The following is a 26,345-nucleotide window of genomic DNA, read 5'->3' as shown; positions in this document are numbered from 1 at the left end:
TCAGGCTGGCATAATGTAGCGCACTGAATCGAGTGGTGGATATGGATATGAGTTCAGAACCGGAATCCTACATTGAATTGCAAGAGGTGGTTTTCTCCAGGGCCGGGCGCCGTATTTTCGACGGTGTCAGCCTCCGCATTCCCCGTGGCCGGATTACCGCCATCATGGGCCCCAGCGGTACCGGGAAGACCACCCTGTTGCGGCTGATCGGGGGCCAGCTAAAACCGGATTCCGGCTCAATCACCGTGGACGGTGAGTCGGTACCCGACCTGAGCCGCAAAGCGCTGTACCGGCTGCGGGAAAAAATCGGTATGCTGTTCCAGAGCGGCGCCCTGTTTACCGACCTGAACGTCTTCGAGAATGTCGCTTTCCCCATCCGCGTGCACACCAGGCTGCCGGAGGACATGGTCCGGGACATTGTGCTGATGAAGCTGGAGGCGGTCGGCCTCCGGGGCGCGCGGGAACTGATGCCGGCCCAGCTTTCGGGTGGCATGACGCGGCGCGTGGCGCTTGCCCGCAGTATCGCGCTGGACCCCGAACTGATCATGTACGACGAACCGTTCACCGGCCAGGACCCGATCGCCATGGGTGTTCTCGTCAAGCTGATTCGCGATCTGAATCATTCCATGGGTATGACCAGCGTGATTGTTTCCCACGACGTCCCGGAGTCTCTCAGCATCTGCCATTACGCCTGCATTATCTCGGATGGCCTGGTGATCGGCGATGGCACGCCTGATGAGTTAAGCAACCATCCTTCAGCGAAAGTGCAGCAGTTCCTGCAGGGTCATCCGGATGGCCCGGTGCCGTTCCATTACACCTCAGTCAGTGCCGAACAGGACTGGGGTATCGGCGGGGGAGACCGGTGATGCAGCTATTGGTGGATCTGGGCAGGCGGGGCCGGGAACTTATCGGATCGCTCGGGCGTTCCGGCCAGTTTCTGTTTGGTGCTCTGGCCGGGGTGCCCAGTCCCAGGGTCGGTTTTCCGCTGTTGGTTAAACAATTGTATTTTGTGGGTGTGCTGTCGCTGGCTATTATCGTGGTCTCGGGCCTGTTTATCGGAATGGTGCTGGGCCTGCAGGGCTACACCATCCTCAGCGATTATGGCTCGGAGGCCGCAATCGGACAGATGATCGCCCTGACCCTGGTCCGCGAACTGGGGCCGGTGGTAACGGCGCTGCTGTTCGCCGGGCGTGCGGGTTCGGCACTGACTGCTGAAATAGGCCTGATGAAGGCCACCGAGCAGCTGTCCAGCATGGAAATGATGGGCGTGGATCCGCTGCGACGGGTGATTGCTCCCAGGTTCTGGGCGGGTTTTCTCGCGGTACCGGTGCTGGCGGCGATATTTTCGATGGTGGGCATCTGGGGCGGCATGCTGGTCGGGGTGGAATGGCTGGGCGTGTTTGAAGGCTCTTTCTGGGGCAATATGCAGTCGTCGGTCAACTTTACCGGCGATGTCATGAACGGTGTGATCAAAAGCGTGGTATTCGGCTTTGTCTGCACCTGGATTGCAGTCTACCAGGGCTATGATTGCGTGCCGACTTCAGCGGGCATAAGCTCTGCAACCACCAGAACCGTGGTGTTTTCGTCGCTGGCGGTGCTGGGGCTGGATTTTGTGCTCACGGCGGTGATGTTTGGTGATTTCTGAGCAGCTTATATTGATAAGCAAAAAAGTAAGCGAACAGGGAAGTATTACTAAGCTGAAAGAAAGTAGGCGGACACGTCCATTCAGGACCGTATGCAGCAGGGATGCTGCATCCGAGACTACATGGATGTATTCACGGCGTGTCCTGAATGGACGTGTCCGCCTACTTTCCTACTCATTAGTAACAGCGTGTGTTGCAAAGACCTGTTCGCTTACTAACGCACGGATTAATGATAATTGTGAGAGTCGGCAATGACTGCAATGGATAGGGACGAGGATTAACTCATGGCGCAAAGAACAACTGACCTGGTGGTGGGGCTGTTTATGGTGGCCGGAATTGCAGCTTTGCTGTTTCTGGCGCTGCAGGTCAGCGGGCTGTCGCCGAAATCGTCCGGCGATTCCTACACCCTCTACGCCAACTTCAATGACGCCGGCGGGCTGACGCCGCGGGCCAGGGTTTCCATGGCCGGTGTGACCATTGGCAGTATCCGGGAGATTACGCTGAACCATGAAACATTTCAGGCCCGGGTAGCCATGGATGTGCAATCCAGTGTCGACAATATTCCGGCCGACAGCGCCGCAGTTATACGTACATCCGGATTGCTGGGTGAACAGTATATTGACGTGTCCGTCGGCGGCGACATGGAATCCCTGGCAAACGGCGACACTTTTTATTCAACCCAGTCAGCGATGAATCTTGAGCGGCTGATTTCCAATTTCGCGTCCGGCCAGTTGTCGGAATAACGTGGCTATACAGGAGACAAGGACAATGCTAGTTCGAAGCGGGATCATGGCCCTGGCATTTATATTTGCATGGGTTTCGACGCCTCTGGCCGCAGAGACCTCCGAGGATCTGCGACAGTACGTTGACCGTAACACCCAGCAGCTGGTCGAGCAGCTGAATGCCGAGCGGGGCCTTTATGAGGAAGATCCCGAGGCATTCTACGCAAACATGGAAGAGGAACTCAGCAATTTCGTGGATTTTCGCCGGATAGCCGCCCGGGTTATGGGGCGGTACGCGCGCCAGGCGTCGCCGGAGCAGCGGGATGAGTTTGTCGCGAAGTTCAAGCGCAGCCTGTTCGACAGTTATGCCCAGGCGCTGGTCAGTGCCGATGACTTCGAAATCAGGGTTAAAGAAGCCATCATCAATCCCAACGACGATTCCCGGGCCTCGGTCCGGATGGAAGTCATCAGTGCCTCCGGCAACCGTTACCCGGTGACCTATTCCATGTATCAGACCAGTGAAGGTCGCTGGATGATGGAAAACATTATCGTAGAGGGCGTGAACATCGGTCTTGCGTTCCGTGATCGCTTCAGCCAGGAAATGGAGCAAAGGCGTGGCAATGTCCAGGCGGTGATCGACAACTGGGGAGGTGCCGTTGAATCCGTCAACCTCGAGCAGGAAACCGATAATTCATGAGCCCGGAACCCAGGCTGTCGCTCAGCGGCAACCGGTTACTTGTTACCGGCGATATCAAGCCGGATAACGTGGTCGCCATCCGCACTGAAGGCGAGCACCTGATTGCCGGGCAGACGCAGGGCCTGGTCATTGATCTTTCCGGGCTGGGCGCAGCCCACAGCGTGGTATTGTCGCTGCTGCTCTGCTGGTTGCGGCTGGCAGGCTCGCGCCACCAGGCGATTCATCTGGAGGACATGGGTGAGCGGCTCCGCTCTCTCGCTGCCCTCAGTGGCCTCGATAACCACCTGCCAGAGCAATCCCGAAGCTGACCCGACGTCGTTAATTGGTTACAATTCGGTTCCAAGTCTATCAACGGGTTCACAAACACCTGAGGAATCTTTATGGAAGCCCCGGAAGTCGTCGAGTTGGTCAAGGCCGCATTGCCGGACTGCGAAGTCGAAGTTCAGGTTGATGGCAACCACTATCTCGTCGTTGTGGTGGGTGAGATGTTTGCAGGCCTGCCGACCATCAAGCGGCAACAGATTATCAACAAGGCGTTGTTCCAGCATGTGATGGACGGCACCATTCACGCCCTCCATCCGAAAGCATTTACTCCCGCGGAATGGGCTGCCCGTCAGGGCTGACAGCTAATAACAGGATTCAATTGTGGATAAACTTCTGATCAGAGGCGGCAAGCCACTGTCCGGCGAAATCCGGATTTCCGGCGCCAAAAACGCTGCACTTCCGATTCTGGCGGCAACCCTGCTGGCAGATGAACCGGTGACGGTTGGCAACCTGCCGCATCTGAACGATGTCACCACCATGATCGAGCTGCTGGGCCGGATGGGCGTCGAGTTGATGATTGATGAGAAAATGAGCGTGGAAATTCACGCCAACACCATCAAGCATTTTCATGCGCCCTACGAACTGGTGAAAACCATGCGGGCCTCGATTCTGGTGCTGGGTCCGCTGGTGGCTCATTTCGGCGAAGCCGAAGTCTCCCTGCCCGGTGGCTGTGCCATTGGCAGCCGGCCGGTGAACCTCCACATTCATGGTCTGGAGGCGATGGGTGCGGAAGTAACGGTGGCAAACGGCTATATCAAGGCCAGAACCAATGGTCGCCTTAAAGGTGCTCATATCTTCCTGGATACGGTGACGGTAACCGGCACCGAAAATCTGATGATGGCGGCAGTACTGGCGGATGGCAAAACCATTCTTGAAAATGCAGCGCGGGAGCCGGAAGTGGTGGATCTCGCGGAGTGTCTGATCGCCATGGGCGCAGATATCCGGGGCCATGGCTCTGCAACCATTGAAATCCATGGCGTGAAACGCCTGCACGGGTGTCACTACAACGTGCTGCCGGATCGTGTGGAAACGGGCACTTACCTGGTCGCGGCGGCTGCCTCGGGGGGTAAAGTCAAACTGAAAGACACCCGCGAAGAATTGCTCGAAGCGGTTCTGCTCAAGCTCGAGGAAGCAGGTGCCGAGATAGATACCGGCAAGGACTGGATCTCCCTCGATATGAAGGGCAACAAGCCCCGCGCCGTTAACATCCGGACCGCACCCTATCCGGCTTTCCCGACGGACATGCAGGCGCAATTCGCGGCGATGAATGCAGTTGCCGAAGGCTCTGGCACCATTGTCGAGACAGTGTTCGAGAACCGGTTCATGCACCTGCACGAGCTGATCCGGATGGGCGCTGATATAACGCTTGAAGGCAACGCGGCGATCATCAAGGGTGTTGATCACCTGACCGGCGCGCCGGTGATGGCCACTGATCTGCGGGCCTCGGCCAGTCTTGTCATTGCCGGGGTGGTTGCGGAAGGGGAAACCATTGTCGACCGCATCTACCACATCGACCGTGGCTACGAATGCATCGAGGAGAAGCTGCAACTGCTCGGCGCGAGTATCCGCCGTCTGCCAGCGTAAAGACACTGACCGGAACAGAGCATGACCGATTCCATCACCATCGCATTGTCAAAGGGCCGGATTCTCGATGAAACCCTGCCGCTGCTCAGAGAGGCAGGTATTGAGCTGGTCGACGATGTGAAAAAATCACGGAAGCTGGTATTTCCGACCACCGATCCGGACGTCAGAATTCTGGTTCTTCGCGCCACCGACGTGCCGACCTATGTTCAGTATGGCGGCGCGGATCTGGGCGTAACCGGCAAGGATGTGCTGATGGAGCACGGCGCGGAAGGACTTTACGAGCCGCTGGATCTGAATATTTCCCGCTGTCGGCTGATGACGGCGGGCATAAAAGGCCAGCCCACTCCGAAGGGCCGCATCCGGGTGGCCACCAAGTTTGTCAATCTTGCCCGGCGCTATTATGCCGCCCAGGGTCGCCAGGCGGATATCATCAAGCTCTATGGGGCGATGGAACTGGCGCCGATTCTGCATCTGGCGGATGAGATCGTCGACATTGTGGATACCGGTAATACCCTGAAGGCCAATGGCCTTGAGGAGCGGGAGCTGATTGAGCACATCAGCAGCCGGTTGGTGGTGAACCGCACCTCCATGAAGATGAAACATCGGTTGCTTAACCCCATAATTGAGAAAATGGCTGCCGCCGTGGAAAAGCGCCGAACTTCAGCGTAAGGAGAGGTCAGGTACAGCCTTCCAAAACACGCTCAAGCACATCCATGTGGCGCTTGGGCTCCGCCATCCCTGGCTCCGCACAGTTTTGGAAGGCCGTACCTGACCTCTCCCCATGCCTTGGTGCCGGCCTCAACATTACTGAGCAAACAATCCGCGACAGGATTTGGAAATGACCGATATCAGCATCAGAAGACTGAACGCTTCCCAGAATGATTTTGACAGTGAACTGGCGAAACTTCTGGCCTGGGATGACAGTGTTGATCAAAAGGTAGGCGAATCGGTTCGTCACATTCTGCATCAGGTGAAAACCCGGGGTGATGCGGCGGTTCTGGAGTTTACCGGGAAATTCGACCGCCTGCAGGTCGGCTCTGTCGCTGAACTGGAAATCAGTCAGCAGCGCCTGCAGCAGGCGTTGAAGGCAATTCCGCAGGACCAGCGGGTGGCGCTGGAGAAGGCCGCCGACCGGGTTCGTGACTATCACCAGCGCCAGAATCAGCAGTCCTGGCAATACGCCGAAGAAGACGGCACGGTGCTGGGGCAGAAGGTGACGCCGCTGGACCGGGCGGGTCTGTATGTGCCGGGCGGTAAGGCTGCTTATCCTTCCTCAGTGCTGATGAACGCCATTCCCGCCAAGGTGGCGGGTGTCGGCGAGGTGATCATGGTGGTGCCGACGCCCGACGGTGTCGTTAACGATATGGTTCTGGCGGCAGCGGCGATTGCGGGGGTGGACAGGGTGTTCTGCCTGGGTGGGGCTCAGGCAGTGGCTGCTCTGGCTTATGGCACCGAGACCGTTCCTGCGGTGGACAAGATTGTCGGCCCGGGGAATATTTTTGTGGCGACCGCCAAGCGCGAAGTGTTCGGCACTGTTGGTATCGATATGATTGCCGGCCCCTCGGAGATCCTGGTGATCTGCGATGGCCAGACCGATCCGGACTGGATTGCCATGGACCTGTTTTCCCAGGCCGAACACGATGAACAGGCGCAGTCGGTTCTGATCAGTCCGGACCCCGGGTTTCTGGATGCGGTGGAGAAGAGCATCAATGCGCTTCTGCCAACGATGGAGCGCGCGGACATTATTCGTACCTCGCTGACAGACCGGGCAGCATTGATTCAGGTCGCCAGTCTGGACCAGGCGGCTGAAGTGTCCAACCGTATCGCGCCGGAGCATCTGGAACTTTCGGTAGCAGACCCGCAGGCCATGCTGGATCTGATCCGCCATGCCGGGGCCATCTTTATGGGCCGCTACACGGCGGAGGCGCTCGGAGATTACTGCGCCGGGCCCAATCACGTGCTGCCGACCGGCGGAACAGCAAGATTTTCGTCACCACTGGGTGTTTACGATTTCCAGAAGCGGTCGTCGATTATCGGCTTCAGTGCGCCGGGCGCAAGCAGAATGGGTCGTGTTGCATCCGTTCTGGCCCGGGGTGAGGGCCTGACGGCGCACGCCCGCTCAGCGGAATATCGCATCAAGGACTGAAAGGACTGTAACCATTATGAGTAAGTTCTGGAGCCCACTGGTGCATGACCTGGTGCCGTATGTACCGGGCGAGCAACCGAAAATGGCCAACCTGGTGAAGCTCAATACCAATGAAAACCCTTTCGGGCCATCGCCGAAGGTGGCCGAGGCCATCCGTCAGGAGTTGAACGACAACCTCAGGTTGTATCCGGATCCGGAGGGCGAGTCGCTGAAACAGGCCATCGCCCGCTATTATGCTGTGACTCCGGATCAGGTGTTTCTCGGCAACGGCTCCGATGAGGTGCTTGCGCACATTTTTTACGGCCTGTTCCAGCATGGGCAGCCGGTACTTTTCCCCGACATTACCTACAGTTTCTACCCCGTTTACTGCGGGCTCTACGGTATTGAGGGCAAGAAGATCCCGCTCACGGAGTCGTTCGAGATTGATCCGGATGATTACGTGCAGCCCAATGGCGGCGTTATTTTCCCCAACCCGAATGCGCCTACCGGGCGTTTTCTGGAGCTGTCCGGGGTCGAGGCTATCGTGGCTGCCAACGCCGACCGCGTGGTGGTCATTGACGAAGCCTATGTGGATTTCGGCGGTGAGTCGGCCATTACGCTGGTTGATAAATACCCGAACCTGGTCGTCAGTCAGACCTTGTCCAAGGCCCGTTCTCTGGCAGGGCTCAGAGTCGGTTTCGCGGTGGCTCATCCGGACCTGATTGAAGCCCTGAACCGGGTCAAAAACAGCTTTAACTCCTACCCGCTGGACCGTCTGGCGCTGGCAGGAGCCGTGGCTGCTTTTGAAGACGACAGCTGGTTCAAGGCAACCCGTGAGGGTGTGATCGGCGAGCGCGACTGGGTCACCGGCAAGCTGGAAGGTCTCGGTTTCGAGGTGCTGCCATCGCGGGCAAACTTCGTGTTCGCCCGCCATCCTGGCCATTCCGGTGAGTCTCTTGCCCGGGGATTGCGGGAGCAGGGCGTGATTGTGCGTCACTTCAACAAAGCCAGAATCGAGAACTTCCTTCGCATTACCACTGGTACCGCCGACCAGAACCGGCGTCTGATCGAAGTGCTGGGCACCTTGGTGTGAAGGCGCGCGGCCGGCCTCAGGACTTTTTCTGGTTTTCCGGCATGCCGAAATCTTCCGCCAGGGTGCCTTTTTCGCCGGGGTCGCTCTTGGGGGCATAGTCCCGTGGCGGCTCTGCGCCATCCTTGTCACTGGCGTCGCCCTCAAGCCTTGCCCTGGCGTTTTCCTGTTCCAGTTCGCGCAGCCACTCTTCATCGTTGCACAGCCGGTTTGCGCCACGGGCCATGTGCTGGTTAACGTCCCGGTAACTGTCATTGAAGCGCCGGAGAAGGTGGGCCGACTCCATGAAGTGCTCGTTTACCTGGGCCTGATAGCGGGTGTATTCGTTCCTGATTTCTTCAATCTGTTGTTCCGCGCGGCGCTGTCTGAGCGTAGAACCCTGTCCGGAACGGCCAATCAATATGCCGATAATTACGCCAATAACCAGGGCGGCGATAGCTGCCAGAATCAGGTTGTTCATAGTTGATTTCGTCCTTTCGTTGGATCTTCGATGCCGGTACTCCGGGCACACTGCGGTTTACTATCTCATCGTGGCACTGAATCTCAAAATCGGCCACAATTAGCGGCCGGAATCGGCGACTCCCCGTCGGGACTCGTATTGATGAACGTTCAGAAGCGCAACTACATGTCACCACCGAAGTCACCGCCAATGTCACCCCGGGAGCGCTACCAGAAAGACCTGGAACGCCCGGAATTCCAGCGCGACTCCGCTCAGGAGGATGCAGTACGACGTTTACAGTCACTGTACGATAAACTGGTCGTGGCGGAAAGCAACCGTGATAAGCCATTAGTCAAATTCCGGCTGAGGATAAAGAAGGGCAGTAAAACGCCGATCCGGGGCCTTTATTTCTGGGGCGGTGTCGGCCGCGGCAAGACCTACCTGATGGATACCTTTTACGAGTCCCTGCCGTTCCAGCGCAAGATGCGGGTTCATTTTCACCGCTTCATGCAGCGGGTGCACAAGGAAATGAAGGCACTGAAGGGCGAGAAGAATCCGCTGGATATCGTCGCCAGACAGTTTGCAGAGGAAGCCCGTGTTATCTGCTTCGATGAGTTTTTTGTCTCCGATATCGGCGATGCCATGATCCTGGCTACCCTGATGGACGGGCTGTTCAGCCGGGGCGTCACCCTGGTGTGCACCTCCAACATTCCCCCCGACAGCCTGTATAAAGACGGGCTGCAGCGCGCGCGATTTCTTCCCGCGATCGAGCTGGTGAAGAAACACACGGAGGTGGTGAATGTGGATGGTGGCGTGGATTACCGGCTGCGTACGCTCGAGCAGGCGGAACTGTTTCATTTTCCGCTGGATGCAGAATCAGACATCAGTCTGCAGAAGAGTTTTGACAGCCTTGCGGTCGAGGCCGGCAGCCACAGTCTTGAACTGGATATTAACGGGCGCAAGCTCAGGGCCGTCAATCACGCCGATGACGTTGTCTGGTTTGATTTCAGAACACTGTGTGACGGGCCACGAAGCCAGAATGATTACATTGAACTGGCCCGGGAGTTTCATGCTGTGATCATCGGCAACGTGCCGGTGATGGACAAGGAAAAAGAAGATCAGGCGCGCCGGTTCATTAACCTGATTGATGTATTTTATGACCACAACGTCAAACTGATCATCTCGGCAGAAGCAGCGATAACAGATTTATACACGGGCGGTCGACTGAAGTTCGAGTTTGAGCGTACCGAGTCGCGGTTGCTGGAAATGCAGTCCCGGGAATACCTGGAAGCGCCTCACAGGCCATAAGCTGATGTCGCCGGGCGGCAGCAAATCCCGCTTCGCCGGCTGGTTACATAGGGATTTGTTGGCTATATTGATCCTGTGCGAGGGAAGCCTGCCGTTCAGAGGGGTGTAACCGTAAAATCATACTTTTGACTGATAAAAGCGCCCGTTGGCGTTAGCTATAGTGCGAACATCACGGGCACTGTGCATGAAGCCTCCTAACATCGTGAATACCAATAATCAGAGCAGCGACTCAGAATAACAATGGAGTAGCCTTCCAATGACAAGAACAACAGACCAATGGCAGCAGTGGGTTAAATTGCCTCTGGCCGTCGCAGTTGCAGCCGGCATCTCCGGCCAGGCAACTGCCTATTCATTTTATTTCGGCGATGCGCAAGCGTCTTTCAACACAACCCTTTCCGCTGGCATTGGTTGGCGTACAACCGAGCAGGACAAGCGACTCATTGCTCAGGGTAACCTCGGCCCTGAATTCGCACCCGGCCAGCCGTTCGCAAACATTGGTGCCTCTACCAACAACTACGACAACGGCAACCTCAACTTCGAGAAAGGCGATACCTACTCAAAAATCGTCAAGGGCAACAGCGAGCTTTTTGTCGATTACTCGGTAGACAGCGACACCCTGACCCGGGTTGGCGGTTTTGTACGTGGCCGTTACTGGTATGACTTTGAGCTCAAAGACGAGAACCGGGCCGTGGATCCCGTCGGCCAGCGCCGTGAACTGAATGAACAGGCCAAGGACAACGCTTCCGGTGGAGAGTTGCTTGATGCCTACGTTTTCTCTGACTGGTATTTCGGCAACGTACCGGTCAGTCTGCGTTACGGCAAACAGGTCGTAAGCTGGGGTGAAAGCACGTTCATCCAGGGCGGTATCAACGTCATCAACCCGATTGACGTGCCGGCATTGCGGGCGCCGGGTTCTGAACTGAAAGACGCCCTGTTGCCGGTTGAAATGTTCTACGTGTCGGCAGGTGTAACCCAGAACATTACAGTTGAGGGTTTTGTCCAGACAGACTGGGAGCCCATCCGCGCAGATGACTGTGGTACTTTCTTCTCGACGAGCGACTTTACCTCGGACGGATGTGGTCCGGTTCTGCTTGCCGGTGCCCTGCCGGATTCACAGGCACTGGCGCAGGGTTTTGTGGCCCCCCGTCTGGCCGACAAGGAAGCTGACTCCAAAGACCAGTTCGGTGTGGCGTTACGCTGGTATGTACCATCACTGAACGACTCGGAGCTGGGGTTCTATTACATCAAGTACAACAGCCGCCTGCCGTACGTCAGTGGCCTGGTGAATAACCCCTCTTCACCCAGTGCCAGCCAGGACAGTGACGGTAGCGAACCGCCCGCCCAGTTTCCCAGCTACTTCATCGAGTATCCGGAAAACATCAATCTCTACGGCATCAGTATCAACACCACAACGCCCGGCGGCTGGTCCCTGGGTGCGGAATACAGCTTCCGCGACAACATGCCACTGCAGTGGAACGCATTCGAGCTGATCTTCGGCGGCCTGCAGCAACGCGGACCGAACGGCGAGATTCTGAGTAAACTGGAACAACAGCGTCGTGACGAAAACCCGGGTGTCAGTATCGCTGGCGAACCGTTTGCTGGCTACGACCGGTTCAACGTTTCCCAGGCCCAGTTCACGCTGATCAAATTCTTTGACCGGGTCATGGGCGCAAGCCGTCTGTCCCTGATCACCGAATTTGGTGCCACCTACGTGCATGACCTGCCGGACACCGATGAGGCCCGTTATGGTCGCTCAGGTACTTTCGGTATCGGTACGCTTCCTCTTGACGGTCCCAACTTCACCGGAGATTTCTGTGAGGCGGGAGCCAATATCAACACCAACTACTGTAACAATGAAGGTTTCACCACCTCCTTCTCCTGGGGTTATCGGACCCGGCTGGTATGGGACTACAACAATGCATTTGCCGGTATCAATCTGTCTCCCCAACTGGCCTGGAGTCATGATGTGCAAGGGTATGCACCTTCCCCCGGCGGCAATTTCAACGAAGGCAACAGGGCGATAGGTGTGTCTTTGAAAGCGGTTTATCAGAACCGGATTACAGCCGATATCGGATACACCAACTTCATGGATGGCGAACCGTTCAACGAGTTGACGGACAGGGATTTTGTGAGCGCAAGTGTGTCTTATTCGTTCTGAGTTCGAGTCTGTCTGAATTCGTTTAACCGAGGTAATTTAAATGAAACTGAACAACAAACTTCTTGCCACCGGCATCCTGTCGGCGGCGCTGTTGACAGGCAACGCCTACGGTGCAGTTCCCGCAAGCGAAGCCGCCAAGCTGGGTGATACCCTGACTCCCATGGGTGCAGAAAAAGCCGGAAACGGGGGAGAGATTCCCGCCTGGACAGGGGGCCTGACAACGCCGCCTGCCGGTTACCAGAACGATGGCATCTACGTGAATCCGTTCCCGGACGAGACGCCCAAGTTCACCATCGATCAGAGCAACGTCGATGACTACGCGGAGAATCTCTCCCCGGGTCAGATCGCGATGATCAAGCGGTATCCGGACTTCAAGATGCCGGTCTATGAGACTCATCGCACCGCGGGTTTCCCTGATGACGTTATGGAACAGACCGTCAACAACGCGACCACCGTCGAGCTGATCAAAGACGGTAACGGTCTGGGTAATTACAAGACAGCCACTCCATTCCCGATCCCGAATAACGGTGTCGAGGCAATCTGGAACCATATTACCCGTTTCCGGGGCGGCTCCGTGATGCGGAATGTTGGTCAGGTCACACCGACCGAAGGCGGCGATTTCAGCGTTGTGAAATTCCGGGATGAGCTTACCTGGCGTACCTACCTGACGGATTATGAGCCGGGCGAAGACGAGAACGTGCTGTTCTACTTCAAGCAGGCCATTACCGCGCCAGCGCGTCTCGCAGGAAACGTGCTGCTGGTCCATGAAACCATCGACCAGGTCGCCGAGCCACGCCGTGCATGGGTATATAATGCCGGCCAGCGTCGTGTCCGGCGCGCACCGCAGGTCGCCTATGACGGGCCGGGTACCGCGGCGGATGGTATGCGTACCTCTGACAATTTTGACATGTTCAACGGTGCACCCGATCGCTACAACTGGGAACTGATGGGCAAAAAAGAGATGTATATCCCCTACAACTCCTACAAGCTGCTTGACCGCGATCTGACCTATGACCAGATCGTCAAGGCCGGGCACATTGAGCAGGATTACACGCGCTATGAACTGCACCGGGTGTGGCATGTGCGTGCAACCCTGAAAGAGGGCGAGCGCCACATCTATGCCCGGCGTGATGTTTTTATTGACGAGGATTCCTGGCAGGCAGCGATCATCGATCATTACGACGGTCGCGGCGAAATGTGGCGTGTTGCAGAGGCCCACAACATGCAGTTCTATGACCAGAACGTGCCATGGTATGCCATCGAAACACTATACGATCTGCTGTCCGGCCGCTATCTGGTGCTGGGCCTGACCAATGAAGAGCCGGAGCCCTATACCTTCGGTATCGAGCGCAGGTCCCGTGAGTACACCCCGGCGGCGCTGCGCCGTTCGGGCACTCGTTAAGGAAGTTTAATTTTCCTGAAATTCAGGGTGTTAACCGAGAGGCGAGCCGTACGGCTCGCCTTTTCCGGTTATTACGCCAGTCTTTTTTGCAGCCTGACCCGCTCTTGGTTTAACCTTTCCTGACAATACTAAAGGCGTACCCATTGCAGGGCGCCTGTCATCCTGGATCGGTTCGAGAAAACTTTTGCCGGATGGGGCGAAATGCCCCGCATCTCCGGAGCCAGCGGGGCAAAGCGTGAAACCATTTGATGATGGCTGTGCCGCCAACGATGAGTTCCAGTCTGGTCTGGGTGAGTCTCATCGCGGCGAGCTTGTTAAAGATCTGTTGCGCCGGCGGGTACGGATGCCCGAAGCGCCTGCCGCCGGCCTGGCCAGGCCGGCGCTGAGGGAAAAAATAATTTCGGCTATTGCCCCGGGCAGGGTGCTTTTGCTCGAGGCCCCGACCGGTTACGGCAAGTCTCATGCCCTGTGGTCAGCCCTTGATGAGTCCCCGGTTACTGGTGATGAGGTAAAATGGCTTGCCCTGACGACGCAGGAGAATGACGCCGGGCGGTTGCTTGCTCTGATTGAAATTGCGCTGGCCGGCCGGCCGGCCACAGCTTCCCGGGGGCGGCAGAATGCGTCCAGCTGTGTCGATGCATTATCCATGCTGCTGGCGGACGCCGGAGAGGCCAGAACGGGTGAAACCAGAGCGCTGGTTATTGATAATCCCGGGTTAATCGTCCATCCGGCCGCCATTGCTCTGCTGCGGCAACTGGCGTTTGAAACCCCCCGCAATCTGGCGGTGGTATTTGTCGCCAGACAGCCACTGCCGTTTGAAACCCATTCGCTTGAACTGACCGGTCGCCTCAGCCGTCTCGGTGCTGAAGATTTTGAACTGACCCGGCCCGAGACCTTTGAATTCTTCGGGGATCTGCTCGCCGGTCAGGTCATAACCTCGGTTATGGTAGAGCATCTTTTTGCCCTTACGGAGGGCTGGATAACGCCATTGGGGCTTTACCGCAGAGAGCTCACACAAACCCCGGAGTCGCGGCTGCCGATTCAGGATTCGGTCAGTGTCGAGCGGTTTCTGCGTGATGCTGTTCTGCTTCCGCTGACGCCGGCTCAGCAGCGCTCACTGCGTATCATGGCCGAGCTGGACATGGTTTCCGATGAGCTGTTCCTGGCGCTTGCGGATTCAGCCTGTGATCATGCTTTCAGACCTTCAGTCGCGGCGGAATCGGCCATTCCGTTGCACGTGGTCCCCGCAAGAGGCCGCTGGTACCGGTTTAATCCCCTGGTCCACCAGTCGCTGAAAACGCCGGTAACCGGCGGTGCCGGGGACCGGGCCCTGAAGGCCAGCCGCTGGTTCAGTCACCATGGGCGCTTTCCTGAGGCGCTGAAATATGCGTTGCTCGGTGGCGCCCATGATGAAGCTGTAAGGATCGCCTCGGAAGCATCCGAGGCTCTTCTCATCGGTCAGGACACGGCCTCGTTACTGGCTCTGCGCCAGAATCTTCCGTCCCGGCTTTTCGATCAGAGCCCCCGTCTGCGAATTGTGTATGGCTGGGTCCATGCCATTGGTGGCCAGTTTGCCCTTGCCCATGGGTTAATCAAGGAACTCGAAAAAACCGCCGACGACACTCTTCAAGGCCGCATTGATGCCTTGCGGGCCTTTATTCTGCGCGGGGAAGGGGTAGTCGGCGCGGCGCTTGACGTTGCCGGTCGCGCCCTCGATTCATCCGATCTCCCGCCTCAGGGCAGGCTGGTGACGGAGCTTGTCCGGTCCAGTGCTCTGTGCGCCCAGGGCAGATTCAATGAAGCCAGGAATGCTAACCGGAACGCCGCACGGATTGCCAGGGAGTCGGGTGACGGTGGTTCAGAGGCGCTGGCCGTTTACGCCCACGCCAGAATCGAGCTGGGCAAGGGCGCCTTGCGGCACGCCGAACAGTTGCTCAGGACCGGTCTCGATATGGCAATGAACGAGTCAGCGCGCTCAGCCAGAGTGGGGGAAGTCCGGTTGCAGCTGAGTCTGGTGATGGTGCTCTGGCATCAGGGCAGGGAAGCCGAGGCAGACCGCTTGCTGGTGACCTGTATCCGGCACGCGGAGCAAACCCGTGATCTGGCCCTGTTGCTGGCTTTCGGGCTCCGGGTTCTGATATGCCGCACTCATGGCAGGATTGATGAAGCCTTTACCTGGCTGGGCCAGGCCGAGCGTACCATGCAGGCGTGGAAGGTCGATGAAACCGTGTATGTGCCGGTGCTCGAAGCCCTCAAGAGTAGCAGCTGGCTTGCATCCGGTCAGTTAGAGGCGGCGTCCCAGGCGCTTGTCCGGCTCGGGCCCTGGCGGGCAGAAAATTGCGTTCCTGACATGTTCCCGATGATGCCGGGTCTGCTGGACTGTCTTCAGGTGCGGCTGGAACTGGCCAACAACAGAAATGATTGTGCAGCAAAAACACTCGGAACCATCCGCGCCAGACATGACGAAATGATGCCCTTCGGACTGGAGCTGCATGTCCGGCTCCTGGAAAGCGTGATTGCCTGGCGCAGGAAAGGCCTGGCCGCCGGGCAAACGGCATTGACTGATGCTATCGGTATGGCCGCGGAGGAGCATTACATGAGCCCGTTCTCTGAGCTGAGGCGGGAGCTGCAGCCGTTGGTTGAGAAAACCTGGAATCAACTGCCCGCCTCACGATTTGTGGACGACATCGGCAGGCTCTACGGAATCAACACGGTTTCGCGCCCGGAAGTCGCCGCGCTGGCAGAACCGATCAGCGACCGGGAGCTTGGCGTTCTTGAACTGATCGCGCAGGGGTTTTCGAATCAGGATATCGGGGACAAGCTGCATATCTCCCTGCACACGGTAAAAACCCATGCCCGGAAAATTAATGCCAAACTTGAAGTAAAATCGAGAACCCAGGCGACTGTGCGCGCGCGGCAACTGGGCCTGCTATAGCGGCGGCTCTGCCGTAGCCGGAGACCCGGCCTGGTCCAGCAGGTTGTCGATTCGCTGATCCTTCTCCTTCCAGATCTGACCCACCCAGCGCTGGAAGTCGGCCCGTACCTCGCGGTTGCGCTGGTAATCCATGCCCCGGAAGCGCGGGGGAATGTCCCGGGTGCGGATATCGATAATGATCCGGTGGACCCGTCCGCACAGATAATCCCAGACTCCTTTCCTGCCCTCGGGATAGACAATGGTGACATCCAGCATGGTGCTGAGCGAGTCGCCCATGGCCTCCAGGACAAAGGCAGTGCCGCCGGACCTGGGCTTTAACAGATGGCGGTAAGGCGAGCCCTGGGCTTTATGCTTGGCAGGTGTGAAACGGGTGCCTTCCATGAAATTGAAAATGGTAACCGGGGTATAGCGAAACTTTTCACAGGCAGCCTTCGTCGCCTCTATATCCTGGCCTTTCAGGGCAGGGTTGCGGGCAATCTGTTCTTTGGTGTGGCGTCGCATGAACGGAAAGTCCAGCGCCCACCAGGCAATGCCCAGAAAGGGCACCCAGATCAGTTGCTGTTTCAGGAAAAACTTCAGCAACGGAATCCGGCTATTCAGGGCATGCTGAATAGCCGGAATGTCAGTCCAGCTCTGATGATTGCAGGTGACAAAATACCACTGTTCCGCCTTCAGCTCCTCAGCACCGCGGACATCCCAGACGACATCATGCAGCAGGTCAGTCAGCACATTGTTGAACCCTATCCACAGCCACGCAATGCGATTCAGCACCCGGGTGCAGGCCTTTCTGGCGCTGTTGAACGGAACAAGCAGTTTGATGACGGCGAAAACAAGCAGAATCGGGAACAGCCAGAGCGTGTTCAGCAGTATCAGGATGATTGCCAGGGTCCCTTTGACAGGCCCCATTAACGACCCCGGCGACCGGGCCGCTGGCGAATCAGCCCTCATTGGCGGATGAGTCCGCGCTGTCCTGTCCTGGCAGAAGGACTGTTTCATCGCTGCCGGAGGCAAGCTGGACCAGCTCCCGCGAGCCATTTTCGCGAATGGCCCTGCGGAATTCATCGTCGTATTCAGACAGGTTGTTGAAGCTGATCATGCTGCGAATCTCGCTGATGTATTCCTCACCGCGCTCCGAATAGCTGACGAGGCCTGCGGCAAGCTCGGAACCGCTGGCAAAGCGCCCGTTCTCGCGGGCTTTGCGGCGCAGGTCCCGGACCAGCTGGTAGCTCGGGTGCCGGTTCAGATTCTGGATATACCCGGTAATCGAGCGATAGGGCGATGCAAAAGTGGCGACTTCATGGGTCTTGCCCTCGCCACGGCTCTGGGGAACCATGCCGCAGCCCTCGGAAAAGCACCACTGCCCGAACAGGTTATTGCCCTTCAAGGCAAAACGGGATGTACCCCAGGCGGACTCGTTAGCGGCCTGGGCCAGGATCAGCGAGGGCGGAATGACGTCCAGCCGTGACCTCAGGCGTCGGAACATCTCCTCGCTGCCGGGATCTTCATCGACCCTCAGTCTTTCCGCCTGTTCTGCCAGCCAGTTAATTTCAGAGTCGGACAGGGTGTCTTTGCGGCTGAGGGTTTCCAGATACTGACGTTCGATCAGGATCCTTGAATTGGCCAACAGGATGCGGGGATAGAGAAACGAAAAAAAGGCCTCCTTTTTCTCGTTGACGTCCTGATAGCTGTCGAAATCCGGTAAGCCGGCTTCCGCCCAGCGGGGCAGAGCAGGCAGGGCCTTGAGGGTAATGTCTTGCCCGGCGCCGGGTATTCCACTGTTGGTTGCCGGCACATATAAAGCGCCCCAGATGGCGGAAACGACCAGTGGAAAAACAAGCAGTAGTGCCCTGATACCTGCCGACATAAACCCTCTCATTGCTATGAATTATTAATCCGTGCGTTAGCAAGCGAGCAGGTCTTTGCAAAACAGGCTGTTAATACTTTCCTGTGCGCTTACTTTCTTGCTTATCAGTAAACCGGAATTATAGCAGGGCTCGTCGCTTTTGCTGCCGTCAGAAAAACAGCTTCATGCCCACGATGACACCCTCGTCAAGATTGATATCACGCCGGTTTTCCAGATCGGTATTGAGGTAACGATAACCGGCGAAGATCTCGGCATTGCGAATAACCCGGTAATTGGCCCGCAGCTCGAGACTGGTCATATCTTCCGAATCCCCGAAGGCCAGAATGCTGGGTGCGTAGTGCAGGCCCCCGGTGAACGACAGTCCCGGCGCGTCTGGAATATTGACAGTTGCGAAGCCGCCGAGCCCGACCGCGCCGCCGTCGAGGCGGTCAGTATCCCAGCCAATGGCGCGGAACCCGAGGCCGGCCGTGGTTGGCAGGTTGCCCACCGCTGTACGACCCTGGGCATGGAAGTCGAGATTGCCAACGTGGACGTTGTCAATGCGGTGGTTGCTCTCCTGGTAGGTATAACCCGCCCCCAGTTGCATATCGGAAGTGGCGCCAAAGAAATTGATCTGACCCTTGGCAGAATCATTGGTCAGGCTGATGTCTGCATCGGCTGCAAATGCGGCTGAGCTGACCAGCGAAAGAAAAACAAAAGAAATGCGAAACGCTTTCATGCTACGACCTTTCAGGAAAAAAATTGGGAATCCGCCAGAGCACTCTACCTGCGCTGCCAGGGGCGCTCAACTTACAATTGGTTTAGGCCTGGTGACTGCTGGAATCGCCACCCTGGTCGAGATCCCCCGGGGTGGAGTTTTCCGCAGGAACCCGGTACTCCTCATTGGCCCAGGCCCCCAGATCAATCAGCTGACAGCGGTCAGAGCAGAACGGCCGATAGGGGTTGCTGTCGGTCCATTCGACGGATTTGCTGCAGGTGGGACAATCTACCTTCATAAAACTGTTTCAACTGTGGTGACATTGGGGTCAGGACGATGGAGCCCCGGTGCAGTATTGTTCCAGAACTGCGCGCAGCATTTCAATGTTTACCGGCTTGGCAACAAAAGAATCCATCCCCGCCTCACGGCAACGCTCCTCGTCTTTTTCCATGGCGCTGGCAGTCAGCGCAACAATCGGAACCCGTTGCCGGCCCTGCAGTTGTTCCCACTGGCGCAGACGTCGCGTGGCCTCAAAGCCGTCAAGACGTGGCATTATGCAGTCCATAAAAATCAGATCAAATGGATGCCACTGCCACAGGCTGGAAGCCGCTTCCCCGTCGTTAGCGGTCATGACGTTGCAGCCCAGTTTCTCCAGCAGCCGCTGGGTCAGCGTGCGGTTTACCGGGTTGTCTTCAACCAGCAGAACCCTCATGCCACCGCAGGGCAGTTCCTGGCGGCGGATACTGTCGCCGACTTTCTGCAATGAGAAGCGGGTAAGAAAGCCTCTCGAGTTTTTCGCGGCGTCGGCAAACAGCTGGTGCAATATGGACGTCAGGCAGGATTCCCGCAGCGACTTGCTGAGAAAGGCATCGGCGCCGGCCCGGCGGAAATGCTCGGCATCCCCCCGCTGGGGATTGGATGACATAATCAGCAGCCGGGTGTGCTGCCATTGCGGGTTGCCCCGAATCTGACGACAGAGCAGGTCGCTGTCCATATCAGGCACAAAGCCATCGACAACAACCGCATCGTAGGGCTCGTTGGCATCCGCAGCCACCCGCAGCGAAGTCAGAGCCTCGGCGGCGGATTTCACAGCCTCGATATCCAGGTCGTGACGCGCCAGCATCTCCAGGGTAATTTTCCGGGAAAGCTGGTAGGAGTCCACCACCAGTATCCGCTTGCCCTTCAGCATGCTGGTATCGGGCCGGGCCCGGACGCCGCTTTCCGGCGCAACGGCAAGCGAGAGTTCGACCCAGAAAGTCGAGCCTTCCCCCGGGCGACTTTCCAGCTCCATTTTACCATCCATCAGTTGCACCAGCTGGCGCGAGATGGTCAGTCCCAGACCGGCTCCCGGCAGGTGTCTGTGGAAGCGCTGGCCGAGCTGGACATAGGGTTCGTAGATCAGCTCGAGGTCTTCGGGGTTGATGCCGACACCGGTGTCTTCAACGGACATCCGGAGCCGGACCTTCTGCTCCCGCCGCCCCAGAACTTCAATGCTGATCAGAACATAACCGGAATCGGTAAACTTGATCGCGTTCGAAGTCAGATTCAGCAGCACCTGGCGGAGCCTCAGCGGGTCACCCTCAAGGACCATGGGCAGGTTTTCGTCAATTCTCAGTTCCAGCGCCAGGCCCTTCTCACGGGCCCGGGCGCCCAGCATATGGACCAGATCGTTGAGGGTGTCCCGCAGGTCGAAAGAAATGCTTTCCAGGTCCAGTTTCCCGGCTTCCATACTGGAGATATCCAGCAGGTCGTTGAGGATGGCAGAGAGGCTTTCGGAGGCATCAAGAAGGGTCTGAACGTATTCCTTCTGCTCTGGGTCCAGCGGTGTATCCGACAACAGGTTGGCGTAACCCAGAACCGACTGCAGCGGAATCCGCAGTTCGTGGCTGACGTTGGCCAGAAACTGACTTTTGGCATGGTTTGCACGAACCGCTTCATCCCGCTCGTCCCGGGACTGAGCCGTGTTTTTGCGTAGCCATCGCGTGTCTTCCAGAAGCTGCAGGCGCATCCTGTTCAGTGCCTGTTCCAGCTCGCTGAGCTCGTCGCTGACCCGGGGTGGACGGCGTTTCAGCTGCAGGGGTTCGATCAGCGCATCAAGATTCAGGCGGGCGGCGTAATCCGCGATGGTTTCGAGGTGTCGTGACAGGGTAAAGCGCACAATCAGCAAAAGCCCCAGGGTGCCCAGCATCACAAACAGCGACTGGAACAGCAGGGTTCTCAGCGTCCGGTCCATGATGTCGTCATAGACCGTTTCCACCGAGGAGGTAAGGGTAAGCATACCTATCGGTTCCCGGTTTTCAGAGGGTACCCGGTCAACCACCAGCGGAAAAGACTGGCTGATCACGCGGCCGTCCGGGTAGGTGCCGGTGCTGAACTCATCACCGCCGGTGATGATTACCCGGGCATGTTCAATGGCCGGAATGACCCTCATGTCCTCCAGGCTGTTGGCCACTTCGGCGTAATTCATCAGCCGCAGATTGTTAGCCATGCTGCCGGCGACCAGTTCAGCCGCCTTCTCCTGGGTGTCGTACAGTTCGGCTTTGCGGCGATCGACTTCGCCAATCATCTGAACGCCGGTGGCAGCCAGTGACAGCAATACGCTGAACAGCAGGACGTACACCAGCAATCTCGCTGTCAGTGGTCGCACACCTGATCGTCTCTCAAAGCGCATCGGAGGCAAGGCACTTTTCCCTGTGTCGTGTAAGAAGTGTCGTCATTATAACCATATCGGAGTCTAGCAGACCGTCAGTACTTGAACACGTTCCGCAGACGCCTCACGCACGAAGCGGAATCGCACGTTCAGATCGTACAGGTGGATGCCGTAGATCCGGTCTTCATCCCTTCCGCGCCGGAACGAGGGCCGGGGGTCGTAACTGACGACGTCTCTTATCAGAGCCTTCAGATCCGGGTAGGCCAGTGATGGCAGCCGGACCAGTTGCTGCTCCGCTTCGGGCATGAATTCAACGGGCAGTCCGGCCGTTGGTGCAGAGTCTGCCCACCCCAGGCCCGCCTCGGGCACCGAATCCGCAAACGCGAGATAGGGTTTGATGTCGAGAATGGGCGTGCCGTCGATCAGGTCATGGTCGCTGATGTCAAGAACCAGGTTGCCCTCATCGTCATGACTTAACCCACGGTTGCGCACAACCGAGAGTCCCAGGCTGTTGGGCCGGAACGGCGAGCGGCTGGAAAAAACCCCGACCCTGCGATTGCCGCCCAACCGGGGCGGCCTGACCACAGGGCGCCATTCGGCGCGCACGGCCTGGTGGAACTGGAAAATCAGCCAGAGATGGCTGGCAGTTTCCAGGCCCCTGAAGGCATCCTCCCGGTTAAACGGCGAGGCAATTATCAGCCGCGCATGGGCATGCCTGGTCAGCCCCGGCTGGCGGGGCACACCGAACTTGTCCCTGAAACAGGACCGGGTAACGGCAATGGGTGTCAGCGTCAGTGTCTCGGCCGCTGGCAGGGCGTGGTGTCGGCTCATAGTCATAAAGGCGATGGTTGAATAAAGTGTATCACCAGATCCGGTCAATACTGCCAGAAAAATAGAGTTCAATCCGCAGAATCAGTGAACCCCGGTCCTTGAAGCCTGCGCTGCGGGGGAACTCCACAGCGGGAATCATCTCTGCAAAAACCCAGTTATCGTGCAGGCGGTAGCGCCAGGTCAGGTCGGCAAATACAGAGGTTGTGCGCCAGCCTGGCTGGCTTTCCCCGATGACGCCCAGGCGGGGGGTGATAGTGGAACGGTTGTTGAGCCTTTTGTGGCTACTGAGAACCTGGGACAGCTCGAATTTTCGTTCCGCGTGCAGCCACTCGATCTCCGAAGCCAGCAGTGTCTGCCAGCCGTCACCGAATTCCCGCCCGGCGCCAAACCAGCTGCGGCTGCCCCACCCATCCTGATGGAAATAATACAGGCGCTGGCTAACAGCCAGGTGCCAGGGGGAATTGGTCTGCCACTGCTTCTCTGCCGTTACCCGCCAGAACGCATCGGGTGGAATTCTGAGCCGTACGCCCAGGTCGTTGCTCAGATTGATGGCGTCGCCAACTTCGGACAGAAAGCGAAACGCGCCGGTCGCATCGGTATCGCTGCGTTCCGCCTCAGTGAGCTGACGATTCCTGCGGCGCTCGGAAAGAGGAATCAGTTCGTCGCTCTCGCTTTCCACCACAAGTCGCAGTTTCTGCTCTACCGTGGGGATATCCAGTTTGAACCGTGCCTCCGGTTCGAATTGCGCCGGATCACCATATTCAGACTCGGTTGCAAAGCCGACGCGCAGATAGCTTTCGTTATTGGGCATGGCCTGCTTGCTCCCGGAAAGCGTGCGGTCGGCCCATTCGCCCAGGGACTGAACCCGCTCTCCGTGGGCTCTTTCCTGCCTGATCACCCAATTGGAGAAGTCCAGCCAGTAGGAGTCTCTGGGTTCACGCCAGTATTCATCGGGAGCAAAGTCGTAAAAGGAGGCAGGCAGATTCTCGGGTAGCAGGCGGCCGCCGTCATCGCCGGGCTGTACGGGCGAAACCGGAAGGCCCCAGGCCGTTGTGGCATTGATCATTACCGCCATCGTGGCAAGATCCCTGATGGCGGCGGGAAGGTCGCTAAAACAGTGAGTGAGCGTCAATCATCTGATCCGTTGAAATTCGGCCAACAGCTGGTCGTGGAGTGCGGCCACCTGAGCTTTTGCGCTGTTTTCGTCATTGGCGGTCGCGGACGCATTATCGATAATGTAATCAGCGTGTTTCAGGCGCTCTTCCCGGGACATCTGGGCATTGATGATGCGCTGGATCTGTTCCCGGGTGTTGGTGTCTCTGGCAACGGCTCTTGCAATCTGAACATCAACGGGCACATCAATAACCACAATTCTGTCCACCAGTTCATGCTGGTCTGTCTCCAGAAGCAAGGGTGACACCAGAAGCGTGTAGGGCAACCGGTAGTCGCTCAGGTGAGTGCCCCCGGGGTGAAGTTGGGCCAGAATGCTTTCCCTTATAAGCGGGTGAAGCAGCGCTTCCAGCCACTGCCGTTGCTGTTCGTCCTGAAAAATCAGGGAGCGCAGTTCAGCGCGGTCCAGCGCTCCGGAGTCCAGCAGAATCCGCTCACCGAAATGCCGGGCGATGGCCTTCAGCGCCGGAGTGCCGGGCTCTACAACCTCACGAGCGACATCGTCTGCATCCACCCAGTGAACACCGTGTTCGGCAAACAGTCGTGCTATCGTTGATTTGCCGGAACCGATGCCGCCGGTTAATCCCACAACCTTCACAGAACGTTTCATCACAGTCCCAGATAGTTGTACCAGGCAGCCTGGATTTCCGCCCCGAACCAGAGGCAAAGCAGGCCTGCAGCGGCAAGATAGGGGCCGAACGGAATCGGGATTTCGCGCCCATGTTTGCGGAAGACAATCAGGCTGATACCAACCATGGCGCCGACTACTGAAGACAGCAGAATCACCGCCGGCAGCAGTTGCCAGCCAAGCCAGGCCCCCAGCGCTGCCAGCAGCTTGAAATCCCCGTGCCCCATACCTTCCTTGCCGGTTGCCAGTTTGAACAGCCAGTATACTGACCACAGTGACAGATAACCGGCAATGGCGCCCCAGAAGGCACTGCTGAAATCCGTGAATGTGTGGTAATAGTTCAGTATCAGGCCCAGCCACATCAGCGGCAGGGTCATGCTGTCCGGCAATAGCTGGGTGTCAAAATCAATGACCGTCAGGCCGATCAGGGTCCACACCAGTAACAACGCCCACAATGCCTCATAGCCGGGGCCAATGACCACGACAGTGACCACCGAGAGCAGCGCTGTGACCGCCTCGATAACCGGATATCGGGGCGAAATGCCGGTCTTGCAGGAAGCGCACCTGCCTCTCAGTATCAGGTAGCTGATTACCGGAATATTCTCCCAGGCACGAATGCGGTGACCGCAGGACGGGCAGGTGGAGGCCGGAGAGGAAAGCGTAACAGGCTCTTCTTTTTTCCGTTGGCCATCAGGGAACTGCAGGAATTCCTCGCACTGGCAGCGCCATTGCTGCTCCATCATTTTTGGCAGGCGCAGGATGACGACATTGAGAAAGCTGCCGATGCAGAGCGAGCTTAAGGCAATCGCCGTGAACAGAAGCCACGGTGTTGCGAACAGGGTGTCGAAGAAAAGCATTCGGTCAGACGACCTGGCCCATCTGAAAGATTGGCAGGTACATACCGATGATCAGACCACCGATAAGTACGCCCAGAACTGCCATGATCATCGGTTCCATCAGGGCGGTGAGGTTGTCCACCATGTCGTCTACAACTGACTCGTAATGGTCTGCGACTTTTTCCAGCATTTCGTCAAGATTACCGGATTCTTCGCCGATTGCAGTGAGCTGGACGGCCATGACGGGAAAAACACCGGTTGTTTTCATTGACATCTGGAGCTGGGTACCACTCGAAACGTCATCGCGGATCTTCAGAACCGCGTCTCGGTATATGGCATTGCCAGTTGCGCCAGCCACCGATTCAAGTGCATCAACGAGAGGAACGCCGGACGCAAAAGTTGTCGAAAGCACCCGGCCAAATTTGGCAACTGCAGATTTATCGAGTATTTCGCCGATGATTGGAAGCTTCAGAACATATTTGTCTACAAGGTCGGAAAAGGAGTCTGAACGTTTTTTGGCTTCTTTAAACAGAAAGATAGTTGCAACGATGCCGAGCAAAACTATGAACCACCATTGCTGCAACCACTCTGATACGCTGATTATAAACTGAGTGAAGACTGGTAAATCTGCGCCAAAACCTTGAAAGAGACTTTCGAATTGCGGCACTACCTTCACCAACAATATTGCTGTGACCACGATCGCCACAACAACAACCGCTATCGGGTAGGTCATCGCTTTTTTGACTTTCTTCTTCAGAGTTTCAGTTTTTTCCAAATACATTGCAATGCGGTCCAGCATCTGTTCAAGTGCGCCCGCTTTTTCACCCGAATCGACAAGGTTGCAGTATAAATCGTCAAAATGTTTTGGATGACGTCGAAGTGCGTTTGCGAAACTGGTTCCAGACGCAACATCATTTCGAACTGCGGAGACCAGCTCTCTCAAGCCCTGGTTTTCCAGACCGTCGGTTACTATGTCAAAACTCTGGACCAGAGGCACACCGGCCTTCATCATTGTCGCCATTTGTCTCGTAAATAGAGCGATGTCAAATGGGGTGACTTTTTTGCTCCCACCAAACAGGGGCTTAGGCTTCTTCCTGACCTTGTTCGGAATAATGCCCTGCTTGCGCAGTTGCGCCTTGACCAATGCCAGGTTGGTGCCAGACACCTCACCCTTGGACTTGTTGCCCTTGCGGTCTTTACCTTCCCAGACAAACGCCTGCAGTTTTTCTGCTTTCTCAGACA

General features: G+C 57.3%; 25 protein-coding genes. 14 read left to right on the top strand and 11 right to left on the bottom strand.

The annotated features are described in order from the left end of the window. Nucleotides 1-47: 47 nt before the first annotated feature. The 10 genes from VJ956_RS06455 (at nt 48) to hisC (ending at nt 8,188) form a co-directional block, all read left to right on the top strand. A complete protein-coding gene (locus VJ956_RS06455; protein WP_324082953.1) occupies nt 48-866 on the top strand; it encodes an ATP-binding cassette domain-containing protein in 819 nt (272 codons plus the stop codon). Then, the gene (gene mlaE / locus VJ956_RS06450) at nt 866-1,645 is read left to right on the top strand and encodes a lipid asymmetry maintenance ABC transporter permease subunit MlaE (RefSeq protein WP_324082952.1); all 780 of its coding nucleotides are present in this window, start codon (nt 866-868) and stop codon (nt 1,643-1,645) included. The genes VJ956_RS06455 and mlaE overlap by 1 nt, the downstream gene beginning before the upstream one ends. 282 nt (nt 1,646-1,927) lie before the next feature. Then, nucleotides 1,928-2,386 (top strand): outer membrane lipid asymmetry maintenance protein MlaD, encoded by a 459-nt coding sequence (mlaD, locus tag VJ956_RS06445; RefSeq protein WP_324082950.1) that lies wholly within the window; start codon nt 1,928-1,930, stop codon nt 2,384-2,386. Nucleotides 2,387-2,432: 46 nt separating this feature from the next. Beyond that, the gene (locus VJ956_RS06440) at nt 2,433-3,062 is read left to right on the top strand and encodes an ABC transporter substrate-binding protein (protein WP_324082986.1); all 630 of its coding nucleotides are present in this window, start codon (nt 2,433-2,435) and stop codon (nt 3,060-3,062) included. Next, complete coding sequence (locus VJ956_RS06435; protein ID WP_324082948.1) at nt 3,059-3,370, top strand: STAS domain-containing protein; 312 nt, start codon at nt 3,059-3,061, stop codon at nt 3,368-3,370. The genes VJ956_RS06440 and VJ956_RS06435 overlap by 4 nt, the downstream gene beginning before the upstream one ends. 72 nt (nt 3,371-3,442) lie before the next feature. Further along, complete coding sequence (locus tag VJ956_RS06430) at nt 3,443-3,685, top strand: BolA family protein (protein ID WP_324082946.1); 243 nt, start codon at nt 3,443-3,445, stop codon at nt 3,683-3,685. A 22-nt stretch (nt 3,686-3,707) separates the two neighbouring features. Further along, nucleotides 3,708-4,970, top strand: a complete 1,263-nt coding sequence (murA, locus tag VJ956_RS06425; RefSeq protein WP_324082944.1) for a UDP-N-acetylglucosamine 1-carboxyvinyltransferase — start codon at nt 3,708-3,710, stop codon at nt 4,968-4,970. A 21-nt stretch (nt 4,971-4,991) separates the two neighbouring features. Beyond that, nucleotides 4,992-5,639, top strand: coding sequence for an ATP phosphoribosyltransferase (gene hisG / locus VJ956_RS06420; RefSeq protein WP_324082942.1), 648 nt, complete (start codon nt 4,992-4,994; stop codon nt 5,637-5,639). Between the two features lie 169 nt (nt 5,640-5,808). Then, nucleotides 5,809-7,116 carry a histidinol dehydrogenase gene (gene hisD / locus VJ956_RS06415; RefSeq protein WP_324082940.1) on the top strand — a complete coding sequence of 436 codons (1,308 nt, stop codon included), beginning with the start codon at nt 5,809-5,811 and terminating at the stop codon, nt 7,114-7,116. Between the two features lie 16 nt (nt 7,117-7,132). Beyond that, nucleotides 7,133-8,188, top strand: coding sequence for a histidinol-phosphate transaminase (hisC, locus tag VJ956_RS06410; RefSeq protein WP_324082938.1), 1,056 nt, complete (start codon nt 7,133-7,135; stop codon nt 8,186-8,188). A gap of 16 nt (nt 8,189-8,204) precedes the next feature. Here hisC and VJ956_RS06405 read toward each other — a convergent pair whose 3' ends face one another. Then, complete coding sequence (locus VJ956_RS06405) at nt 8,205-8,645, bottom strand: YhcB family protein (RefSeq protein ID WP_324082936.1); 441 nt, start codon at nt 8,643-8,645, stop codon at nt 8,205-8,207. Nucleotides 8,646-8,834: 189 nt separating this feature from the next. Here VJ956_RS06405 and zapE point away from each other — a divergent pair, with 189 nt between their 5' ends. From zapE to VJ956_RS06385, 4 genes are all read left to right on the top strand, one after another. After that, a complete protein-coding gene (gene zapE / locus VJ956_RS06400) occupies nt 8,835-9,932 on the top strand; it encodes a cell division protein ZapE (protein ID WP_324082984.1) in 1,098 nt (365 codons plus the stop codon). A 256-nt stretch (nt 9,933-10,188) separates the two neighbouring features. Next, nucleotides 10,189-12,090, top strand: a complete 1,902-nt coding sequence (locus tag VJ956_RS06395) for a DUF1302 domain-containing protein (protein WP_324082934.1) — start codon at nt 10,189-10,191, stop codon at nt 12,088-12,090. Nucleotides 12,091-12,130: 40 nt separating this feature from the next. Beyond that, on the top strand, nt 12,131-13,492 hold the full coding sequence (locus VJ956_RS06390; protein ID WP_324082932.1) for a DUF1329 domain-containing protein: 1,362 nt from the start codon (nt 12,131-12,133) through the stop codon (nt 13,490-13,492). A 235-nt stretch (nt 13,493-13,727) separates the two neighbouring features. Further along, nucleotides 13,728-16,427, top strand: a complete 2,700-nt coding sequence (locus tag VJ956_RS06385) for a helix-turn-helix transcriptional regulator (protein ID WP_324082931.1) — start codon at nt 13,728-13,730, stop codon at nt 16,425-16,427. On the opposite strand, the gene VJ956_RS06380 is transcribed toward VJ956_RS06385, so the two are convergent. The 10 genes from VJ956_RS06380 to VJ956_RS06335 form a co-directional block, all read right to left on the bottom strand. Beyond that, nucleotides 16,422-17,333, bottom strand: a complete 912-nt coding sequence (locus VJ956_RS06380) for an acyltransferase (RefSeq protein WP_324082928.1) — start codon at nt 17,331-17,333, stop codon at nt 16,422-16,424. The genes VJ956_RS06385 and VJ956_RS06380 overlap by 6 nt on opposite strands. Before the next feature lie 31 nt (nt 17,334-17,364). Further along, on the bottom strand, nt 17,365-18,291 hold the full coding sequence (locus VJ956_RS06375) for a glucosaminidase domain-containing protein (RefSeq protein WP_324082926.1): 927 nt from the start codon (nt 18,289-18,291) through the stop codon (nt 17,365-17,367). Between the two features lie 148 nt (nt 18,292-18,439). Beyond that, nucleotides 18,440-19,009 carry a YfaZ family outer membrane protein gene (locus tag VJ956_RS06370; protein WP_324082925.1) on the bottom strand — a complete coding sequence of 190 codons (570 nt, stop codon included), beginning with the start codon at nt 19,007-19,009 and terminating at the stop codon, nt 18,440-18,442. 82 nt (nt 19,010-19,091) lie between these two features. Continuing rightward, nucleotides 19,092-19,286, bottom strand: a complete 195-nt coding sequence (yacG, locus tag VJ956_RS06365) for a DNA gyrase inhibitor YacG (protein WP_324082922.1) — start codon at nt 19,284-19,286, stop codon at nt 19,092-19,094. Nucleotides 19,287-19,316: 30 nt separating this feature from the next. Then, nucleotides 19,317-21,659, bottom strand: a complete 2,343-nt coding sequence (locus tag VJ956_RS06360) for a response regulator (RefSeq protein ID WP_324082919.1) — start codon at nt 21,657-21,659, stop codon at nt 19,317-19,319. Between the two features lie 63 nt (nt 21,660-21,722). Further along, nucleotides 21,723-22,469 carry a tRNA (N6-threonylcarbamoyladenosine(37)-N6)-methyltransferase TrmO gene (tsaA, locus tag VJ956_RS06355; RefSeq protein ID WP_324082983.1) on the bottom strand — a complete coding sequence of 249 codons (747 nt, stop codon included), beginning with the start codon at nt 22,467-22,469 and terminating at the stop codon, nt 21,723-21,725. 31 nt (nt 22,470-22,500) lie between these two features. Further along, a complete protein-coding gene (locus VJ956_RS06350) occupies nt 22,501-23,601 on the bottom strand; it encodes a hypothetical protein (protein ID WP_324082917.1) in 1,101 nt (366 codons plus the stop codon). Next, nucleotides 23,602-24,249, bottom strand: coding sequence for a dephospho-CoA kinase (coaE, locus tag VJ956_RS06345; protein ID WP_324082915.1), 648 nt, complete (start codon nt 24,247-24,249; stop codon nt 23,602-23,604). It abuts the gene before it with no gap. Beyond that, a complete protein-coding gene (locus VJ956_RS06340; protein WP_324082913.1) occupies nt 24,249-25,124 on the bottom strand; it encodes an A24 family peptidase in 876 nt (291 codons plus the stop codon). Before VJ956_RS06340 ends, coaE begins: the two co-directional genes overlap by 1 nt. 4 nt (nt 25,125-25,128) lie before the next feature. Next, on the bottom strand, nt 25,129-26,345 hold a 1,217-nt coding region (locus VJ956_RS06335; protein WP_324082911.1), incomplete at its 5' end, for a type II secretion system F family protein.

It is taken from the genome of Marinobacter sp. (assembly GCF_035268745.1).
GTDB lineage: Bacteria > Pseudomonadota > Gammaproteobacteria > Pseudomonadales > Oleiphilaceae > Marinobacter.
This window is presented reverse-complemented; position numbering and strand designations above follow the sequence as displayed.

Excerpts from the sequence above, each read along its gene's own strand:
- VJ956_RS06455 (WP_324082953.1), top strand. The coding sequence starts at position 48 with ATGAGTTCAGAACCGGAATCCTACATTGAATTGCAAGAGGTGGTTTTC.
- mlaE (WP_324082952.1), top strand. The coding sequence starts at position 866 with ATGCAGCTATTGGTGGATCTGGGCAGGCGGGGCCGGGAACTTATCGGA.
- mlaD (WP_324082950.1), top strand. The coding sequence starts at position 1,928 with ATGGCGCAAAGAACAACTGACCTGGTGGTGGGGCTGTTTATGGTGGCC.
- VJ956_RS06440 (WP_324082986.1), top strand. The coding sequence starts at position 2,433 with ATGGCCCTGGCATTTATATTTGCATGGGTTTCGACGCCTCTGGCCGCA.
- VJ956_RS06435 (WP_324082948.1), top strand. The coding sequence starts at position 3,059 with ATGAGCCCGGAACCCAGGCTGTCGCTCAGCGGCAACCGGTTACTTGTT.
- VJ956_RS06430 (WP_324082946.1), top strand. The coding sequence starts at position 3,443 with ATGGAAGCCCCGGAAGTCGTCGAGTTGGTCAAGGCCGCATTGCCGGAC.
- hisG (WP_324082942.1), top strand. The coding sequence starts at position 4,992 with ATGACCGATTCCATCACCATCGCATTGTCAAAGGGCCGGATTCTCGAT.
- hisD (WP_324082940.1), top strand. The coding sequence starts at position 5,809 with ATGACCGATATCAGCATCAGAAGACTGAACGCTTCCCAGAATGATTTT.
- hisC (WP_324082938.1), top strand. The coding sequence starts at position 7,133 with ATGAGTAAGTTCTGGAGCCCACTGGTGCATGACCTGGTGCCGTATGTA.
- VJ956_RS06405 (WP_324082936.1), bottom strand. The coding sequence starts at position 8,645 with ATGAACAACCTGATTCTGGCAGCTATCGCCGCCCTGGTTATTGGCGTA.
- zapE (WP_324082984.1), top strand. The coding sequence starts at position 8,835 with ATGTCACCCCGGGAGCGCTACCAGAAAGACCTGGAACGCCCGGAATTC.
- VJ956_RS06395 (WP_324082934.1), top strand. The coding sequence starts at position 10,189 with ATGACAAGAACAACAGACCAATGGCAGCAGTGGGTTAAATTGCCTCTG.
- VJ956_RS06390 (WP_324082932.1), top strand. The coding sequence starts at position 12,131 with ATGAAACTGAACAACAAACTTCTTGCCACCGGCATCCTGTCGGCGGCG.
- VJ956_RS06380 (WP_324082928.1), bottom strand. The coding sequence starts at position 17,333 with ATGGGGCCTGTCAAAGGGACCCTGGCAATCATCCTGATACTGCTGAAC.
- VJ956_RS06375 (WP_324082926.1), bottom strand. The coding sequence starts at position 18,291 with ATGTCGGCAGGTATCAGGGCACTACTGCTTGTTTTTCCACTGGTCGTT.
- VJ956_RS06370 (WP_324082925.1), bottom strand. The coding sequence starts at position 19,009 with ATGAAAGCGTTTCGCATTTCTTTTGTTTTTCTTTCGCTGGTCAGCTCA.
- yacG (WP_324082922.1), bottom strand. The coding sequence starts at position 19,286 with ATGAAGGTAGATTGTCCCACCTGCAGCAAATCCGTCGAATGGACCGAC.
- VJ956_RS06360 (WP_324082919.1), bottom strand. The coding sequence starts at position 21,659 with ATGCGCTTTGAGAGACGATCAGGTGTGCGACCACTGACAGCGAGATTG.
- tsaA (WP_324082983.1), bottom strand. The coding sequence starts at position 22,469 with ATGAGCCGACACCACGCCCTGCCAGCGGCCGAGACACTGACGCTGACA.
- coaE (WP_324082915.1), bottom strand. The coding sequence starts at position 24,249 with ATGAAACGTTCTGTGAAGGTTGTGGGATTAACCGGCGGCATCGGTTCC.
- VJ956_RS06340 (WP_324082913.1), bottom strand. The coding sequence starts at position 25,124 with ATGCTTTTCTTCGACACCCTGTTCGCAACACCGTGGCTTCTGTTCACG.